The following is a 16,315-nucleotide window of genomic DNA, read 5'->3' as shown; positions in this document are numbered from 1 at the left end:
AAATTCCTACATTTTGATGTTGGAACTTTTATGCACTTTCATATTAACATTTACATGTCGTAATATCTGAGCTTCATAAAAAAAGATAAGTTTTCTATATCGATGTTGTGTGATATAGCTAAGATTTCACGTGCTTCATACTATAAATTGTTAAATCGCGAGGATTCTAAAGTAGATATGGAGAATAAGATATTAACTAAAGAGATCATTAAAATTTATTGGGAAGTAGATGGAATCTACGGCTATCGTAAAACGACTATGAACTTAAAGCGTAGATTGAATAAACAGTTTAATTTTAAACGTATCTATAGACTTATTAAACTTTCATCGTTGCAGTCTGTAATTCGAAGAAAAAGGAAACATTATATAAAATCAACTCCTCAGCACGTAGCAGAAAACCTTCTGAACCGTGAGTTTGGCGCTAATAAGTTAAATGAAAAGTGGGTTACAGATGTTACTGAACTTAAGTACGGTAACTCTCAAAAAGCATATTTAAGTGCTATATTGGATCTTCATGATAAATCCATTGTTGCATATGTACTTGGACATTCTAACAATAATGATCTTGTTTTTAAGACTTTAGATATTACTTTGGCAGCTTTGCCCAGCGCAAGCCCAATGATTCATAGTGATCGTGGATTTCAATATACTTCATATGGATTTAAACGTAAAATAGTTACAGCTGGAATTACACAAAGTATGTCACGTGTTGGCAGATGTATAGATAATGGACCAATGGAAGCATTTTGGGGCATTCTAAAATGTGAGAAATACTATTTAAACAAATATCATACATATAATTCTCTTTCCATTGCAATTGATGAATATATAAACTTCTATAATAATAAAAGGTTGCAAAAAAACTTAAACGGCCTTAGCCCAATGGAATTTAGGGCTTTAGCCGCTTAAGTGTAATTTTAATATTTGCACTGTCTACTTTAAGGGGAGCATATCATTATCCTATGGTGATTTTTCAAGAAACAACAATTCTTCTAAACTAATTTATACAAAATTATTATGCACTACAAAATAATTCTTCAGGTATGGTATAAAAACCTGCGTTTCCTCTAAATATACAAATTATCTTTTAAGCCTCGCAAATGCTGTACTAATCTAGCCTTTCAATATATCATTTAATAATCCTTGCTCTAACATCGTTAAATTCATTATATATTTATTATGATAAAATGTTTCCTCTAACGGTCTATTCGCTGTCAACCATCCCTTACCATCTGTTATCCATATAAATTCATGCCCATCTTCTTTAATGACATCATAAAGAGTTTTATATTCACCAGCAGTAGCCTTAAGTTTAGAACCACCACCACCATAATAATTTGTCTCTATCAAATAGAGCTTATTTCCAGTATTTATTGCAAAATCAAATCTTCTTGCTGATTTATCCACAGTTACATTGTAGCCCCATTCACTTTTTATAGCACTTGGAGTAGCTTCCTTTAAGTAATTATATCCTGTATCCTTACATATCTTAGAAACAAATTTCTCTACCATATCTTCCATAGCATGTCCTGAACGATTTTTTCTCCCATTACTATCAAGCCCAACTTCAACACCAAATACATAGTCCACCACATTCTTGATAGTCTTATTGGAAAATATTTCTAATACCTTAGTTTCAGACATAAATTCAACAATATCATCTATTTGCTCACTAGATATACTTTTATTATCGTGAAATAAATAATTTTTACTCTTAAACATATCAACTTCATCCGAAGATATTATTTGGAAATTCTTCTCTCTACATGCAACTAAAATTGGAATAGCAGAAATTACTTCTGGATGCTTTGAAATTAAGTATCTTGCCTCGTCTTCAATATTTTCTTTTCCAATAAGGTAATTCAATATGTTCAATTGTATTTCAATATCTTTTACATTAGTATTAACCTTATCCCAATTAACAAAATATTCCCATCCTTTAATTGAATCCTTTAAAGTGCTCAATAAATAGTCAAATGTTTGAGCATTTTTTTCATAACTAACGCCCATCTTTCTCTCCTCCTCGCCATAATTTGTTATAAGTAATTCAGTAATAGCGCCTCTTCCGCTCCCCTTACTATTTATCATCCTACTTGCACTTACCCTCTTAACTATAAACCCTTTATATAATGAATCAAAAAAATCATCATCCTTATCCAATACTCTAGGATCAGAATTACTCTGCATTAACCTTGCACCTTTTTTGTCACAGTCTAAATAGAAATCTCTTAGCTTAATTTGACTATCATCATTAAAACTACTTTTGCTATATGAGTTAAACCCTCCAGCTGTCACTGGTCTGTAAGGAGGGTCAAAATAAACAAATGTATTTTCATCTATATACTCTTTTAAATTTTCAAAAGATGTATTTAATATCTCAACTCTATATTCGCCTTTATTATTTTTACTCCCAAGTAACTTAGATACTAATCTTATATCTGTCTCTTCATATATGCTTGGTGAATTATGTTTCCCAAATGGCACATTGAAATTACCTTTTAAATTCTCTCTATAAAGACCGTTAAAGCATGTTTTATTTAAAAATATAAATAGTGCTCCCATGCGAACACACGAACTTTCATTCTCATTAAATTCATCTCTTATTTCATAATAAAATTGTTCTTTTTTTTCCATTTCACCTAAGGTCATGTACTGCTCTTTAAGAGCTCTTAGTTCTCCTAATAATTCGTCACAATTTTCTCTCATTACCTTATATAAATTAATCAACTTGCTATTAATATCATTAATAACATATTCATCAAAACAATTATTACTTATCAAATAAAAAAATACAGCTCCTGCGCCAATAAACGGTTCAACGTAGCGTCTTTTCTTATGAAAATCGGTTGGTAGCCTTTCTATAATCTGTGGTAATAGCTGAGTTTTTCCACCAGCCCATTTTAAAAATGGTTTAACATTAGTTTCCATTATTTTTGTCCTCCTCTAAAGCTCTTTTTATTCTTTCTTTAGTTAAAAATAAATACTCTTCATTTATGTCAATTCCAATGAAACTTCTTCCATTTCTTATTGCTACTACACCTGTAGTTCCAGAACCACAAAATGGATCTAAAATTATATCTTGAGCATTAGTACTAGACATTATGCATCTATACAATAGTGCTTCTGGCTTTTGGGTAGGATGATATCCATACTTCTTTTCTCTCTTAGGGGTTGTTGGTATTTCCCATACACTTCTCATCTGCTTACCACCATTTATTTCTTTCATAAATTGATAATTAAAAACATGTTTTGCCTTCTTATTTTTTTTTACCCAAAGCACTGTTTCTTGACTCGCAGTAAAACATCTACATCCCATATTTGGTGCAGCATTAGGTTTTACCCAAGTAATTTCATTTATTATGTAATAGTCCATTTTCTGTAATGCAAAAGCTATCGAATGAATAATATGATATGTTCCAGATATCCACATACTTCCTTCATCCTTCAAAACTCTATCACAAGCCTTCAACCACTTCACATTAAATTTGTAATCAAGTTCAACGCCTAAAGATTTATCCCAGCTTCCCTTATTTACACTTTCCATCTTCCCAGACTTACACGTTATCCCATCATTGCTTAGCTTATATGGTGGGTCTGCAAATATCATATCTACTGATTTACTCTCAACTTTCCTTAATTCCTTAATACAATCGCCTAGTGATAGCTTATAATTATTTTCTTTTATATATTTCAAAACATCATCACCTTTATAACTAGTATCATCCACACTATATTATAAAGATATTTAGAAATAAATCCAGCCATTATTTAAAGAAAATAAATAAATACTCATGTGCTAAAAGATAAAAGTTTCTTTTCAAACTTATTTGCTCCCAATACTTTGTAGAACTACAATTATGTTGTTCCTTTACTATTATTTCTTTCAGTTTAAACCCTTGACTTAAAAATATATTCATAATGTTAAATCCTAATGGAATTACGCAACCATTTTTTCTTATGTCTCCCATCATAACTGCACAGTATTTTCCATCTTTTAAAACCCGAAAAGCTTCTTTTGAAGCTAACATCATACTTTCATAAAAATCATCTATACTTAACAAAGATAAATCTTCAGCAATATTCTTACTGTACTTTATGATATAAGAATAAGGTGGATGTGTACATATTAAATCTATTGATTCATTATTTAAAAAGGCCAAATTTTTGGCATCACAATTTACTAATTGAGTAGATCGTTCCCCTTTTGCACCGTCAATCCTATTTCTTGCCAATTCCAGTGCTTTGCGATTAACATCACATCCAATCCCCCTTCTATTTAATAACTTTGCTTCAATAAGAGTAGTTCCACTTCCCAAGAATTGATCCAATATTAAATCATCCTCTTTTGAATATCTTAAAATAACATTTCTCGGAACAAACGGACTCCAATTTCCTGGATAATCTCCCTTATGTGTTTCCCAATCACCTCTTTGTTTAAAACTCCACAAAGTTTTTGTTTCTAAATCAAATCTCTCTCTCATTTTCTCACCTCTTACTTAATAATCTTAGTCAACATCTGTATTTTATATACATTTACTGCTATTACTTGTATAATTGGTAGTGTATTTATAAAAAAATAGCTACTATGAGGAGAAATACTATGAAATTAGATGAAGCTAAAAAACTATTGAATGCTTTAGCTGGTAAAAAATTCGGACAAGTTTTAAAACAAGAACAAATGACTGATATTATAAAAAACAAGGGTAAAAGTGGACAACTATTAGAAATGACTTTAGGCCTAAATTTATCAAATACAAATTTGGATTTTGAAGATGGTGAACTCAAAACAAATAAATGTGATACTTTGGGAAAGCCGTTAGAAACAATGTTTATTACTCAAATTTCAACGATGATCGATGAGTTATTAACAGAAAAAGATTTTTATGAGAGTAAACTGTATAAGAAGATTAATAATTTGCTCTACGTTCCAATAAGTAAGGTTGGTCCTCCTTCTGAATGGATGTTTTTACCTTGTGTCCATGTAAATCTAGATGATAATAAATTCCACGATTTAAAGTTCCAATTAGAGAAAGATTATTATTCTATTTGTCATCAACTTAATGAACATATTAAAACTAGCAATGATGGCTTTATTCACACATCAAATGGTGAATACATTCAAGTTCGTAGTAAAGATTCAAAACCTTATCATCCCATTTATTCAGATGTTTATGCTAAAGAAGTTTCTAATAAAAATCACGCTTTCTATTTCAAGAAAGAATTTATGAAATATATTGTAAATATAAAATAGAAAAAACAAAAAACTATCTAAACTTTATTAGATAGTTTTTTTGTTAATTTTTATCATTTTAAAATTCACTGCATAACCTTCTATTGCCCTGAACTTTTGCTCTACCTCTGCAAACAGCACAATGGCTTTGTGCTCCATCTGGATTTACTGATGTTATTCTTGCATCAGTTGTTCCAAAATGTTCTGGATATTCATAATAAACATGTTCCTGTCCATTTTCTTTCGAACAATTAGGACATGATTTATAATTTCTCTCTTCTCTCCATTGAGATTCGTTTAATGGCCTTCCACATATTTTACAATTTGACATATGATTCTCCTCCTTGTCTTAAATTTTAATTATATGTAATATAATACAATATACTCATTTAATTTTATACATTCTTTATACTAATAATTGCTATTCTTAAATTTATTTAAGCAAAATTACACCATTAAAATAACTATGTTTCTAACCTAGTACAAGGCGTAGTAACTATACTTATATTATGACTTTTTACTTAACTTAGCATAAATTTTCTTTTCTTAATTTTGAATATAACATAGCTCGTCCACTCAAGTTCCAATAAGTAACATCTTGTTCTATAAATAACCACTTTATTGATTTTAATATTGCTTCTATTGAATGTTCTATATCAAATTTAATATTTCTATATTCTGCTTCTTTAACTATTTTACAATTATACAATTTATTAATAATATTCATTACCTTTTTATATTCACCATAATTGTGGTCTTTCTTATCTATTAAATCCTGTATAATATTTGAACGACTTGGCATATGAACCTTTCCCTTTTCTCTAAATCGCACATTTTCAACATGCACCTCAAAATCTACACCTTTATTTAATGGAGCAGGTCTTCTTAAGTATACCTTTGAACCATCACTTGTTTCTTCAACATCATATCTATACCTTGAACAATTCTCTCCAATTCCAGTCCCCGGCTCTTCGTTTAAAAATTTTTTTATTACTTCTTCTCTTATCTCTTTTCTGTTTCCATCAACATTTAAGTTTTCTGTTTTAAGCAACATATTACGCCCTCTTATCCTATAATATTTTTTCAGTTAATTTATCTCATAAGCCTTATTAATATATTCTTTTGCTTTTTCAAAGTCCTCAACATTCTTTACTGTAGTTTCTAACTCTCCCGTACCCCAATGACCAATATTTCTAACATCTCGTGAAAATCCACCTTCTAAAGCAACTTCATATGGATTAATTCTTAGATACAACATTATGCTTTTCATTCTAACTTCCACACAAATTATATTTTTTATCTTTTTGAAAGCACTATATAATTTCAGATTGTTTTCTGTAGCATCATCACCTAGAGCTAAAATATAATCCCTAATGGGGTAACAGCCTCCTTAGTTTCTCACTTGTGCTTTGTAGCTGCTCTACAAATGTTTTATATGTACTCTGCTTAGTTAACTGCTGATCCACAGCATCTTTTATCGTATTTACTACATTTGAATTTATTAAATCAAGCATCAATAACTCTTTTCCAAATCTTTTATATCTAACAAGGTCAATGTTCCTGTTTATTTGTTTTACAGCATACTCATCGTATTTTGTAAAATCAGCGGCAACACAAATAAGACGTGGCATAGTCCAATCTAGTTTATTTGAGAATTATTTTCCTAAAATCCTCATAACAAGTAGTTCAAAATCTGCCTTATGATCGGTGTTTGTCAATTAAGATGATATGTGCAATGCATCAAATTTCATGTAATAGGCAGCAAAACATTTCTTATCAAAACAAAAGACTATTATACATTTATTACACTAACATTTTATCGTAAAACTATTTTTTGACTTAAAACAAGCAAGTTGTGTTTAAAATCTGCTCACATTCTCGTTAGAACCTAGGCTTTCTATGTGTTTTTTTTCTCACAAAATCAACCGATAATTCTTCCTTTTAGCAATAATCCCTTTAATTCAGTTTACCCGCATCCGAAAAATTAATTTAAAATTAAATCTCCATTCTTGCTGTATTTTACAATGACATTACTTGACATATAATGACTCCAATTGCCCCAATAATATCACTTATGCGTTTTTCAATTACCACATTCTTCAAAGCTCCATAATGTAGTTTTCTCCAAATCAAAAATACTTTCCATAGATACAACCTCCATGGAAAGTATTAAATACACTTTAATAACAAATACGGTATCCATTCCTTTTGAGCTATAGCAAAATTATCTCATACAAATAAAACCTTGCTCTTGTATATCCAATGTAATTAATATTTTTCTTTGTATACTTGCTGTGTATATAAATAACAACATCTGATTCTAATCCTTTATAGTCATAAACACTTGAAACTGTAATAAAATTATCTTTTTTTGTTCCATGTCTCAGTGACCAACCTGCAACTTTTTCTTCATTTGCAATACGATATTTGCTGCAATCATCTAGCAGTATTACTATAGAAGAAATTGGCACATATTCCTTAACTATTAGTTCTTCTAACAGAATATTTATCTGAGCAGATAATTCGACTTCGTTACTTAAAGTATATTTTTCTGGCTCAGGTCCCTCTATCTCATTAAGTAATGTATTTTTACCAAGGTTAGTTTCCTTTATTGCATACTTGAATATATTTTTTGTATTCCTTAAATTCTCTCTTAGCAAAAATGGCGGAAATTTAAGATCTAGTAAATTATTAAATGATTTATTAGTTACATTCTGTAAATCATCGTATAGTACAAATAAATCTGAATTATCATCGATTAATAAAGATTTAATCTTCAATAACGTCTCGGAATCAATATCCTGTGCCTCATCAACAATTATTGTTTCATATCTCTTCTCAAGAAGATCAATTTCTACTGAAGTAATGATATCTATACCTTCATAATTTAACTGTTTTGCGATATATTCTTTTAAGTTATCAGTCAGACATATGAATAGGACTTTCTTACCACTGAAGAAAGACTTAAAAGCCAACTTAATTCCGATATTAGTCTTTCCAGTACCTGGTCCCCCTGTTAAATATAGTTGAGTATAATTAGACAATAAATATACAATGTTATTTTGTACTCTATTTATTAATTCTAACTTCTCATTCATCTTTTCAATGAGCACACCTGCCGCAGCCGACAATGCAATTTTCTTTTTAACTATATTTATAAAGTTTAACTGTTGCGATTTACTAAATCGCAAATATCCAAAGCGATCCCCTGCCCAAACTTTAAAAATATCTTCAATTTTATCTGAGAGGTCATTAAAGTCACGTGCGTCCAAAGTTAACTCCTTAGCTCTATTTGTCAGAAGTTCTTTATTTTCAATTATGAAATTAGGGAAAATTACTGCAGCACCATATATACCATTAAAAGTATAATTAAATTGTCTCTCAAAGTATTTTTTAAAGTACCTCATGCTATCCTCTGCTTGCTCATGAGGACTACAGCGCAATTTTCTTCTTTCGCCGTGGTCTACCAGATACCAATCATTATTTTCAACAACTATACCTGTACCTCCTTTTACTTCTAATGTTACGTAACCATAATTCTTATTAAATATTAAAAAATCACACTCTGAAATTTTTTTCACGCTATCTTCATACTCAAACCATTTTATTGAGTAAAAGACAGTATAATCATCGTTGAGCTTTTCTTTTAGTGCCGTGTATACTTTTATTTCAGAAGCCGTGGGCCCCATATAACTGATGTTCTCCGGAAAAATTTGCGCCATATTCTGTTAAAACTCCCAAAATCCTTTGATATTTTCTGTTTTACTCTTAACCCCAATAACATACTTTCTCGTTAAGTCCATATTGAAATGGCAGCAGCAGACCTCAGATAATTGAGTACATGAGCTGCAGGAGGCATTATCCCTATCACTGCAAATAGGGTCAAATACACATCTTTGCATTAATTCCTGAGCCTTTCTAAGGAACATTTTATAGTTTTGTTCAAACATACCTGACAGTGAACCAAGCGGAACTCCCTGAGCTGTATTTGCATATATAAATATTGAACAAGTATTTGGCAAAATAATTTCCGATAATGAATTTTTATCTAGGCCTGATAATGAGCCTGCACTCTTTATAAATGCATGTGATATAGAATGAAGCAGTGTATAAATATAGTGAGTTATTGAAGATTCAGGGTTATTTTTATCTAAGTGATTGAAGCTAGTTATTTCGCTACACTTTACATTTTCTAAGTACCACTTCTTTACAATAGTTTCATCTTCCAAGTCCGGAAGCTTAGAATCATCAATAAATTTATTATCATACAACCAGTTTATTATCTTTACTTTATCAAACTCAATCAGTATTCCTTCAGTCTCAAGTTTCGCAGTGTAAACTAAGTTTCTACCTTCTTTTTCATTTCTAAAGGACTTTAATCCTAATCCAGTTTTTGCACTGCTTTGTTTAGGATCAACTTTCCTTCTAGTAAAACCATATGTCGATGTAATAACTTCCACATCATGTGACACTTGCGCACTGTAGATGCCAAATTTTTTATTAATATTGTGTATCTCCTCTTCTGCTTTAATAATCTTCATGCTTTTTTGTTTTTCTATTGCTTCTTCTAAAGTTATAGTTCTTATGGCATTTTTCAAAGTGTCATACTCCAACAGTTGAGATGCAAGGACTTCTATAACATCAATTCCTATGTTCGGTATTGAGCTAGCAATTTGCTGCTGTATATATGAGTTCTTATTATCGTCGCCCTTTTTTGCCATCTTTTTAACACCTGCTATGGCTTGTTCCTCATCTATACCAAATAAGTCCATAAAATCTTTAACTTTCTTTTTAAATTCTTCAGACATTTCACTTATATTATCATTCTCTTTGAAAAATTCCATATTATTAAGAATATCTTTAAACTTACTTTCTGAAATTAATGCAAGCCAATAGGCAATGATTATCTTCTTTGCATCTAAACCATTTTTATAAAATTTCCCTTGTTTCTCATCCATAAGTTTTATGGTTTTTATATTTAATGCTCTAAAATTAACATTATCTGACGCATTTCGAGGAAGCAAAACTTCTCCACAGTCGCATTTATGCTTCATTTCTTCAGGCTTTTCACTTTTTCCAACCTTATAAACAAACTTATATGCGTTTCTAACACCAACTGGCCAATATTTGTAATCTATCAGCTTTCCATTAATCTTCTTATAAGGCAACTTTACAGGTACTGCTGAACCACATTCACATGTATATACCATCTGTAGCTGCTTTACCGATCTTGTATTGCAAAGTTGGCAAGTCCATGTGTTTTTATTTAAATAATTTGAGTTGCTTAATGACAGGGTACTTCCGCAATTACTGCAATAGAACACCAACGGAGAAACCTCTCCTCTAATATCTTCAAAATCCTCTGCCGTTGCGGGCTCTACAAATGCAAAGTTATCCTTACTTTTTAGAAAGAAAGACTGTATATTTCCACCTCTTCTTTCAAATATATTAATATTTCTTAATATCTCCGCTTCTATTCTATCTGTGAATACCCCTTCTAAATTTCTGTAATTCCAAGTATTTATTTTTATTGTAACAGAATTCCCACCTAAACGTGGGTCTTTATCATCCGTATATCCTGTCCAAACACCGGGCAAGTACTTATAAACTGCTTGATGCTTACTTCTTTTCATTCTCACACCTCTTATCTTATCTTAATTTCTATTTGTTCCTCTGTATCTCTAAGACTAGACATAGGTTTTTTACCGTATCGTGATAGCATCCCTATACAGTCCCCTAGGAATTTATCCCTTGTCTCAATTTCTTTAAATGCATTCATTATTCTCGATATTTCTTCTTTTATAACATCCCTATAGATCCAAGATGATTTTTCAGAATCATTACATCCATAGCTGTTTACTAATATTGTTACAGCATCTTCAACATCTATTTTTTCTTCCTTAATAATATTCTGCAATTCAACAGCCCTAAGATATGATTTATCACTAGTAAATTCATAATACTGAATTATTAAGGCTGCCAATATACCTGGCAGAGTACTGTATATAGCATTTTTTGCCCATCTGTTTATTGGTACCGCATCGATTAAGCTATCCTTATTTTCATGAAAAAGATTAAAATTCTTTAGGTAAGATCTATCCCGTTCTCTCATTAACCTTATAATATCTATTACAATACCTGTATACTTTCTACCTACTCTTGAATATGCCTGTACGTATTCTGCTGTATTATTAGGCATTCCAAAGAAGAACATCTGATTGAATGAATCCTCATCTACACCATGAGATATTGTACTAGTGGCAAGCACAAGATTTGTGCAATTAGTTTTATCCTTAGTGCTTTGAATTTCAAATAATACTTGTCTTACTTTTTGAAAACCATCGTCACCTGTCATTTGATCAATATTAAATTCGTTAATGCCTCTATCATTCAATAAATTGTTAGCCTGATTTTGAAATGCATTATAAAGTTCAATGCCATCTTGCTTCGTATTGTTATAGTTTATTGAAACCCAATAATTATTTAATACTTCTAATAACTTATCTGTATTTCCTTCAAAACCTTTTTCTTTTAATATTTCTAGACCTTTATCAAGATCTTTTATTATATCATGTATTATCATTCTAAGATTAGTTGTAGATTCCCACACCGCATTAGTTACAGATCTCCCATAAGGTGCATATCCCATAATAATTCTTGATACATCCTCATGGTCAATTATTGAATAAAAGTTCCCTTCCTTCGCCGGGTATTGCGTTGGAAAACGCCTCCCATCCATATGATATAAGTTCCAGATCTGCTCTTGAAACATTGATATTGTAGCAGTAGCACCAATAAATTTTATCCTCTTTCTCTGACTTTCTGGAACTAGCTTTTCACAATAATATTTGATAAATGATATATAGTGACTTGCAAATGTTCCCAAGCTTTCTCTTACCAAGTGGAGCTCATCTTGAATAAATAATGTTGGAACAGGATCTTTTAGATCCTTTACAGGAACTAATTTACACTGACATTTTGCATTGTCACTTTCAATACACTTTCCTCTGTGAGAGTAGCCATGTTTAGGACACTTTGCCTTTACCTGTCCAAATAATGTCTTAAATGCTGAATTCAGTCCAATTCCGGCTAATTTGTCAACTGTACTTACAATAACTGTTGGCATATATCTGTATATCTCATTATCAACCATACATAGTGGTAGCTCAGCTAATGAACATTTATCATTGTCACAATAGTGAACTAATCTCCAGCTATCTTCATCAAATCGCACATTAATTTTTTTGTCTCCACATACTGGGCATGTATCAATTAATCTGTATTGTTCATTTAAATCTTCTTGGGTTTTTTCTATGAAATTTCCCTTATCTTTTATTCTATTTGGAGTGTTATTACTTCCAACAAAATACCCTGTAGAAAACTCATTCAGTCCAATGGAATACTTTTTTCTAACAAACTCAGCTTTGCATATTGTTATCAATATTCTATCAAGCTGATTTATAGACAATAGCCTTAGAGGATACTTTATGAATGCAGAGACTCCGTCATTCTTTCCTCGTAGCCTATCAAAAAACATTGTGAAAACAACCGCTCCCAAAAAGGCCTCAGTTTTACCTCCACCGGTGGGGAAGTATAGAAGGTCTGCTATTTCTAACTCTTCAATTCCAAAATTGTTATTATTTTCAAATTCGCTAATCACAATATCATTAATTAATGAAACTATAAACACTAATTGGAAAAGTCTCCAACCTGGCACTACTTTTTGTCCATTATATAACTTGGTTTTGAAAGTCTCATTCATATAAACAAATGCTCTATACGAGATATCATTAGTTTTAATAATATTTATTCCATCCTCAAACCTATTAATTTCCCTCTTATACCCTTCTAGGTCCTTCTTATAGTTGTCCAGCGCTATAGAAGAAAACTTTCCACTGTTACGATCGCTTTTATACTTTTCTGTAACCTTTATTAAATCTTCCTGCATCTTATTAAAAATAAATTGCAAATTCTTTATTGGTTCTTTTATTAATACTTCAAAAGATGTGTTGCTGCTAAACTCATCTCTTGTGATTAATCTATTTTGATAATAAATTGGTATGTTCTCAGTTATTAGATAATTCTCCACTTCATTGTATTTTATTGACGCATTCTCAGGTATAGCTTTTACACAGACATCTTGTCTGTAATCATCAATAAAATAATCTAACTCAATATCTTTAAAATTAACATTTTCATCACCCTTAACACTCAATCGTGCATTAAATATGTGTGGACTATAAGTTCCATCTACAAGCTCACTTCTTTCTTCGGATAAATTTACATATGTCACTGTAACTCTATCCCCATCATCTGACTCTGACAGTTGCAAAGTTATGTCTATATTCCACGCCGGAAATGCTGACTCATATTGCTTATTTAAAACAATACTATTAAATTTATACTCTGAAGAAATATCCCCTATTTTGAAGAAGTTGTCATTAATAAAAATGGATTCGGACTTTATCTCTTCAACAAGTATACTTAAATGCTCATCTATCTCTTCTTTTAGACTTATTGTTTTTTCCTTTTTCAGTTTTTCAATGTTAATCTTAATCGGCTCATCAAAATACTTATCCAAAGTGACTTTTTTATAGAATGGCAACAGTTTTATTTTGTCACTAACCTCATTTTCTTTAATATATAGTTCTAAATGATGCAAGTTATCAAATTGTATTCTATACTTTTGGCTATAGATTCTTAATGTATGCTCTTCAAAATCATTAAAGTTTGGCTTTATTTTATAGTAGAGAAAGCCTAGTGGTTTTACAAATAAGTTTCCCTTTGAATTATTATCAATAATAAAACTCATTCCTATTGAAGGTATGCTCTCATATTTATTTTCATCATTTTCAATATAATCGCCACCATAAGATTTTCTTACCCTCTCTGCGGCTAACATACCAACCATAACCCTATCTTTGGGATTGTCTCCAATTAAAATATCGCTAACATCTTCACCAGAAATTCTTTTAATATACTCTTCGGTTAAATAATTAGCAACAATATTATAATTCTTCTTTTCAGTTTCCATTAAAATTTTACTCCTTTGGCTTAATAAATTCATCTATTGGTAGTTTCTCTCTAACTTCACTTAGAACATATAAGATTTCCCTTGCCCGAGATGAAGCAGTATATATTTTCCTTAAACCATTCAGATATGCTTCTTTTTCCTCTTCAGAAAAATTATTTAGCATATTCCACTCAGTAATTTCTATAAATTTATAATCTCTATTTATATAACTTAATGGGTAAATTGCTGCTACTATTACAGCTCTAAAGTCCAGTCCCAGTGCTGAATCCACTGTTGTCAATACTACACCGTCTCCACCAATATATTTCTCTTTTGGGTTTTTACCATCCGGACATATAATTTTATAATAAATTCCCTCTTTATCTAATCCTGATCTTATCCATGCCAGAGGATAATACTTCAAAACTGGCTGGAGCTTATAGGGAAATATTATTGCTATATCTGAATAATCTACATTATATTTTTTGTGTATTTCTTTAACACTCATTATTACTTCTTTTTGAAAATCAAACTTATTTATTCTCTTAACTGTTACAGGTATACCCTGTCTGTCAGTAATACCAAAGGTGTTTATGTCAAATTCCTTTGTTACATTAACACCTATTTGTTCCGTCTTTGTATTCATAAATTCTAACTGTGTATTTATATAGGAACAAATCTCTCGTGTATTTCTATAATTCTTATTTAAATATTTTACTCTTCCTCTAAAGTTGGATGGTATCAGTTTAGCTAGCTGCCAAACAGCTTTTCCTTTCTTGCTCATATTTCTAAGATCTTGGTTTAAGTCTCCAGCTAACAAGAAAATATGTTCTTCATTAGCATTTATAAGTTTATAGCATATATCCAGCCATCTTGGTTCAAATATCTGAACTTCATCAATAAAAATAGCCCTAAATCTTAATTTGATTTTTCCGTTGTCTATAGCTTGTTCCAACACATCCAACGCCTTATCAAATTCATTAATTGACAATCTTAATCCTAGTGTATCCCTGGTTAGATTTAAAATAAACTTATGGAATGTTGATATATGCAACTTCTTTCCTTCGTTGAAACCGGAACAGGCAGCTCTAAATCCATAGGATTCAGCTAAATTTGAATTATAGCAGGTAACTAAAACTTCTGAGTCAGGATAAAGCTTACATACTTTAAAGGCTTTTGACAATAATACTACACTCTTTCCTGCTCCCGGATTTGCTAATATAAGTCTGTGCCCAAGAGAAAGATCATTTATAAGTTCAACTTGCTCATCATCTAACGCAAAAGTTTTATATTCTATTTCCTTACCTGTTATATCTAAAGAAAAACTCCTTGTATTTATCTTTTTAGCTGGTACTCTCTCAATGGTATCCTCATCATACTTTTCCGGTATAATAACTGAATATTCCGGTGACAATCTTTCTATTATTGACTTCTCTTCTATTTCGCTCAATTGGTAATCCGAGCCAGCTATATTATATTTGCTTTCAGCAATAATATCCTTATTATTTATAGTTGTTAAATTTTTAAATAAAAGCTTATTTTCATATTGCCGAAAAAATTCTTTTTCTTTTTTCTTTAGTGTAGTTAAGTTAACATTTTGGAGCACTACATAATGATTATATGGAATCTTCAGAAACTTTTTATCTGACTCTTTCATAAACAGAACTTTGGAATCCAATAACCTATTCATAATATGCTTTTCAAGACTAGTACTTACAGTCTCTAACATTTCCATTCCGGAAACTACAGATTCCTTCTCCCTATTAATAATTAAAAACGTCATTAATCCTGTGTTTCTTGAAAAATAATATGATATTTTATTGATTATACCTTCTCCAACCGGGTTAACTCCTGCTACAAAATTTCCATCTTCAATATTACTTTTTACAAATCTCATAATTTCTTTTTCTTCTTTTGAAAAAAAATCTTTATTCTCAAAATTACTTGGCCAAATCTTAGCCTCCAATTTTTTCGGTGATTTTGCTTTTCTAGAAAATAATTCCATATTACCTACCCCATTTAAAATTCAATCTATATTATATATCCAAGCATTAGTAGTGTTAACTCCATTT

At 30.7% G+C, this 16,315-nt stretch carries 13 protein-coding genes; 2 read left to right on the top strand and 11 right to left on the bottom strand.

Going from position 1 to position 16,315, the window contains the following annotated elements; genetic code table 11:
- Positions 1–66: 66 nt before the first annotated feature.
- Positions 67–909: an IS3 family transposase gene (locus GXK57_RS12540; protein ID WP_347709093.1), complete on the top strand. Its 843-nt coding sequence runs from the start codon at positions 67–69 to the stop codon at positions 907–909.
- A 204-nt stretch (positions 910–1,113) separates the two neighbouring features.
- On the opposite strand, the gene GXK57_RS26605 is transcribed toward GXK57_RS12540, so the two are convergent.
- The 3 genes from GXK57_RS26605 to GXK57_RS12520 form a co-directional block, all read right to left on the bottom strand.
- Positions 1,114–2,928, bottom strand: coding sequence for a DpnII family type II restriction endonuclease (locus GXK57_RS26605; protein WP_243156420.1), 1,815 nt, complete (start codon positions 2,926–2,928; stop codon positions 1,114–1,116).
- Positions 2,918–3,694, bottom strand: a complete 777-nt coding sequence (locus GXK57_RS12525) for a site-specific DNA-methyltransferase (RefSeq protein WP_160676587.1) — start codon at positions 3,692–3,694, stop codon at positions 2,918–2,920. The genes GXK57_RS26605 and GXK57_RS12525 overlap by 11 nt, the downstream gene beginning before the upstream one ends.
- A 70-nt stretch (positions 3,695–3,764) precedes the next feature.
- Positions 3,765–4,481, bottom strand: coding sequence for a DNA methyltransferase (locus GXK57_RS12520; RefSeq protein WP_160676584.1), 717 nt, complete (start codon positions 4,479–4,481; stop codon positions 3,765–3,767).
- 119 nt (positions 4,482–4,600) lie between these two features.
- On the opposite strand from GXK57_RS12520, the gene GXK57_RS12515 reads away from it, so the two are divergent.
- Complete coding sequence (locus GXK57_RS12515; RefSeq protein WP_160676581.1) at positions 4,601–5,251, top strand: MutH/Sau3AI family endonuclease; 651 nt, start codon at positions 4,601–4,603, stop codon at positions 5,249–5,251.
- 58 nt (positions 5,252–5,309) lie between these two features.
- Here GXK57_RS12515 and GXK57_RS12510 read toward each other — a convergent pair whose 3' ends face one another.
- From GXK57_RS12510 to GXK57_RS12480, 8 genes are all read right to left on the bottom strand, one after another.
- Positions 5,310–5,561 (bottom strand): hypothetical protein, encoded by a 252-nt coding sequence (locus GXK57_RS12510; RefSeq protein ID WP_160676578.1) that lies wholly within the window; start codon positions 5,559–5,561, stop codon positions 5,310–5,312.
- A 195-nt stretch (positions 5,562–5,756) separates the two neighbouring features.
- Positions 5,757–6,284 carry a DNA adenine methylase gene (locus tag GXK57_RS12505; RefSeq protein ID WP_160676575.1) on the bottom strand — a complete coding sequence of 176 codons (528 nt, stop codon included), beginning with the start codon at positions 6,282–6,284 and terminating at the stop codon, positions 5,757–5,759.
- Between the two features lie 33 nt (positions 6,285–6,317).
- Positions 6,318–6,557 carry a DUF5655 domain-containing protein gene (locus GXK57_RS26365; protein ID WP_243156423.1) on the bottom strand — a complete coding sequence of 80 codons (240 nt, stop codon included), beginning with the start codon at positions 6,555–6,557 and terminating at the stop codon, positions 6,318–6,320.
- 43 nt (positions 6,558–6,600) lie between these two features.
- Positions 6,601–6,861 (bottom strand): hypothetical protein, encoded by a 261-nt coding sequence (locus GXK57_RS26360; protein ID WP_202127716.1) that lies wholly within the window; start codon positions 6,859–6,861, stop codon positions 6,601–6,603.
- Positions 6,862–7,443: 582 nt separating this feature from the next.
- On the bottom strand, positions 7,444–8,952 hold the full coding sequence (locus GXK57_RS12495; protein ID WP_160676572.1) for an NERD domain-containing protein: 1,509 nt from the start codon (positions 8,950–8,952) through the stop codon (positions 7,444–7,446).
- A 6-nt stretch (positions 8,953–8,958) separates the two neighbouring features.
- Positions 8,959–10,863 (bottom strand): DUF1998 domain-containing protein, encoded by a 1,905-nt coding sequence (locus tag GXK57_RS12490; protein WP_160676569.1) that lies wholly within the window; start codon positions 10,861–10,863, stop codon positions 8,959–8,961.
- 11 nt (positions 10,864–10,874) lie between these two features.
- Complete coding sequence (locus tag GXK57_RS12485; RefSeq protein ID WP_160676567.1) at positions 10,875–14,264, bottom strand: helicase-related protein; 3,390 nt, start codon at positions 14,262–14,264, stop codon at positions 10,875–10,877.
- Between the two features lie 7 nt (positions 14,265–14,271).
- Entirely contained in the window at positions 14,272–16,248 is a 1,977-nt protein-coding gene (locus GXK57_RS12480; protein ID WP_160676564.1) for an AAA family ATPase, read from the bottom strand.
- Positions 16,249–16,315: the final 67 nt, after the last annotated feature.

The organism is Clostridium sp. C8-1-8 (genome assembly GCF_009928445.1).
In the GTDB taxonomy this organism is placed as follows: Bacteria; Bacillota; Clostridia; order Clostridiales; family Clostridiaceae; genus Clostridium_AR.
This window is presented reverse-complemented; position numbering and strand designations above follow the sequence as displayed.

What these genes read in the sequence shown, in the direction of transcription:
- GXK57_RS26360 (WP_202127716.1), bottom strand. Translation starts at nt 6,861, where the DNA reads ATGCCACGTCTTATTTGTGTTGCCGCTGATTTTACAAAATACGATGAG.
- GXK57_RS12480 (WP_160676564.1), bottom strand. Translation starts at nt 16,248, where the DNA reads ATGGAATTATTTTCTAGAAAAGCAAAATCACCGAAAAAATTGGAGGCT.
- GXK57_RS12495 (WP_160676572.1), bottom strand. Translation starts at nt 8,952, where the DNA reads ATGGCGCAAATTTTTCCGGAGAACATCAGTTATATGGGGCCCACGGCT.
- GXK57_RS12520 (WP_160676584.1), bottom strand. Translation starts at nt 4,481, where the DNA reads ATGAGAGAGAGATTTGATTTAGAAACAAAAACTTTGTGGAGTTTTAAA.
- GXK57_RS12510 (WP_160676578.1), bottom strand. Translation starts at nt 5,561, where the DNA reads ATGTCAAATTGTAAAATATGTGGAAGGCCATTAAACGAATCTCAATGG.
- GXK57_RS12485 (WP_160676567.1), bottom strand. Translation starts at nt 14,264, where the DNA reads ATGGAAACTGAAAAGAAGAATTATAATATTGTTGCTAATTATTTAACC.
- GXK57_RS12505 (WP_160676575.1), bottom strand. Translation starts at nt 6,284, where the DNA reads ATGTTGCTTAAAACAGAAAACTTAAATGTTGATGGAAACAGAAAAGAG.
- GXK57_RS12515 (WP_160676581.1), top strand. Translation starts at nt 4,601, where the DNA reads ATGAAATTAGATGAAGCTAAAAAACTATTGAATGCTTTAGCTGGTAAA.
- GXK57_RS26605 (WP_243156420.1), bottom strand. Translation starts at nt 2,928, where the DNA reads ATGGAAACTAATGTTAAACCATTTTTAAAATGGGCTGGTGGAAAAACT.
- GXK57_RS12490 (WP_160676569.1), bottom strand. Translation starts at nt 10,863, where the DNA reads ATGAAAAGAAGTAAGCATCAAGCAGTTTATAAGTACTTGCCCGGTGTT.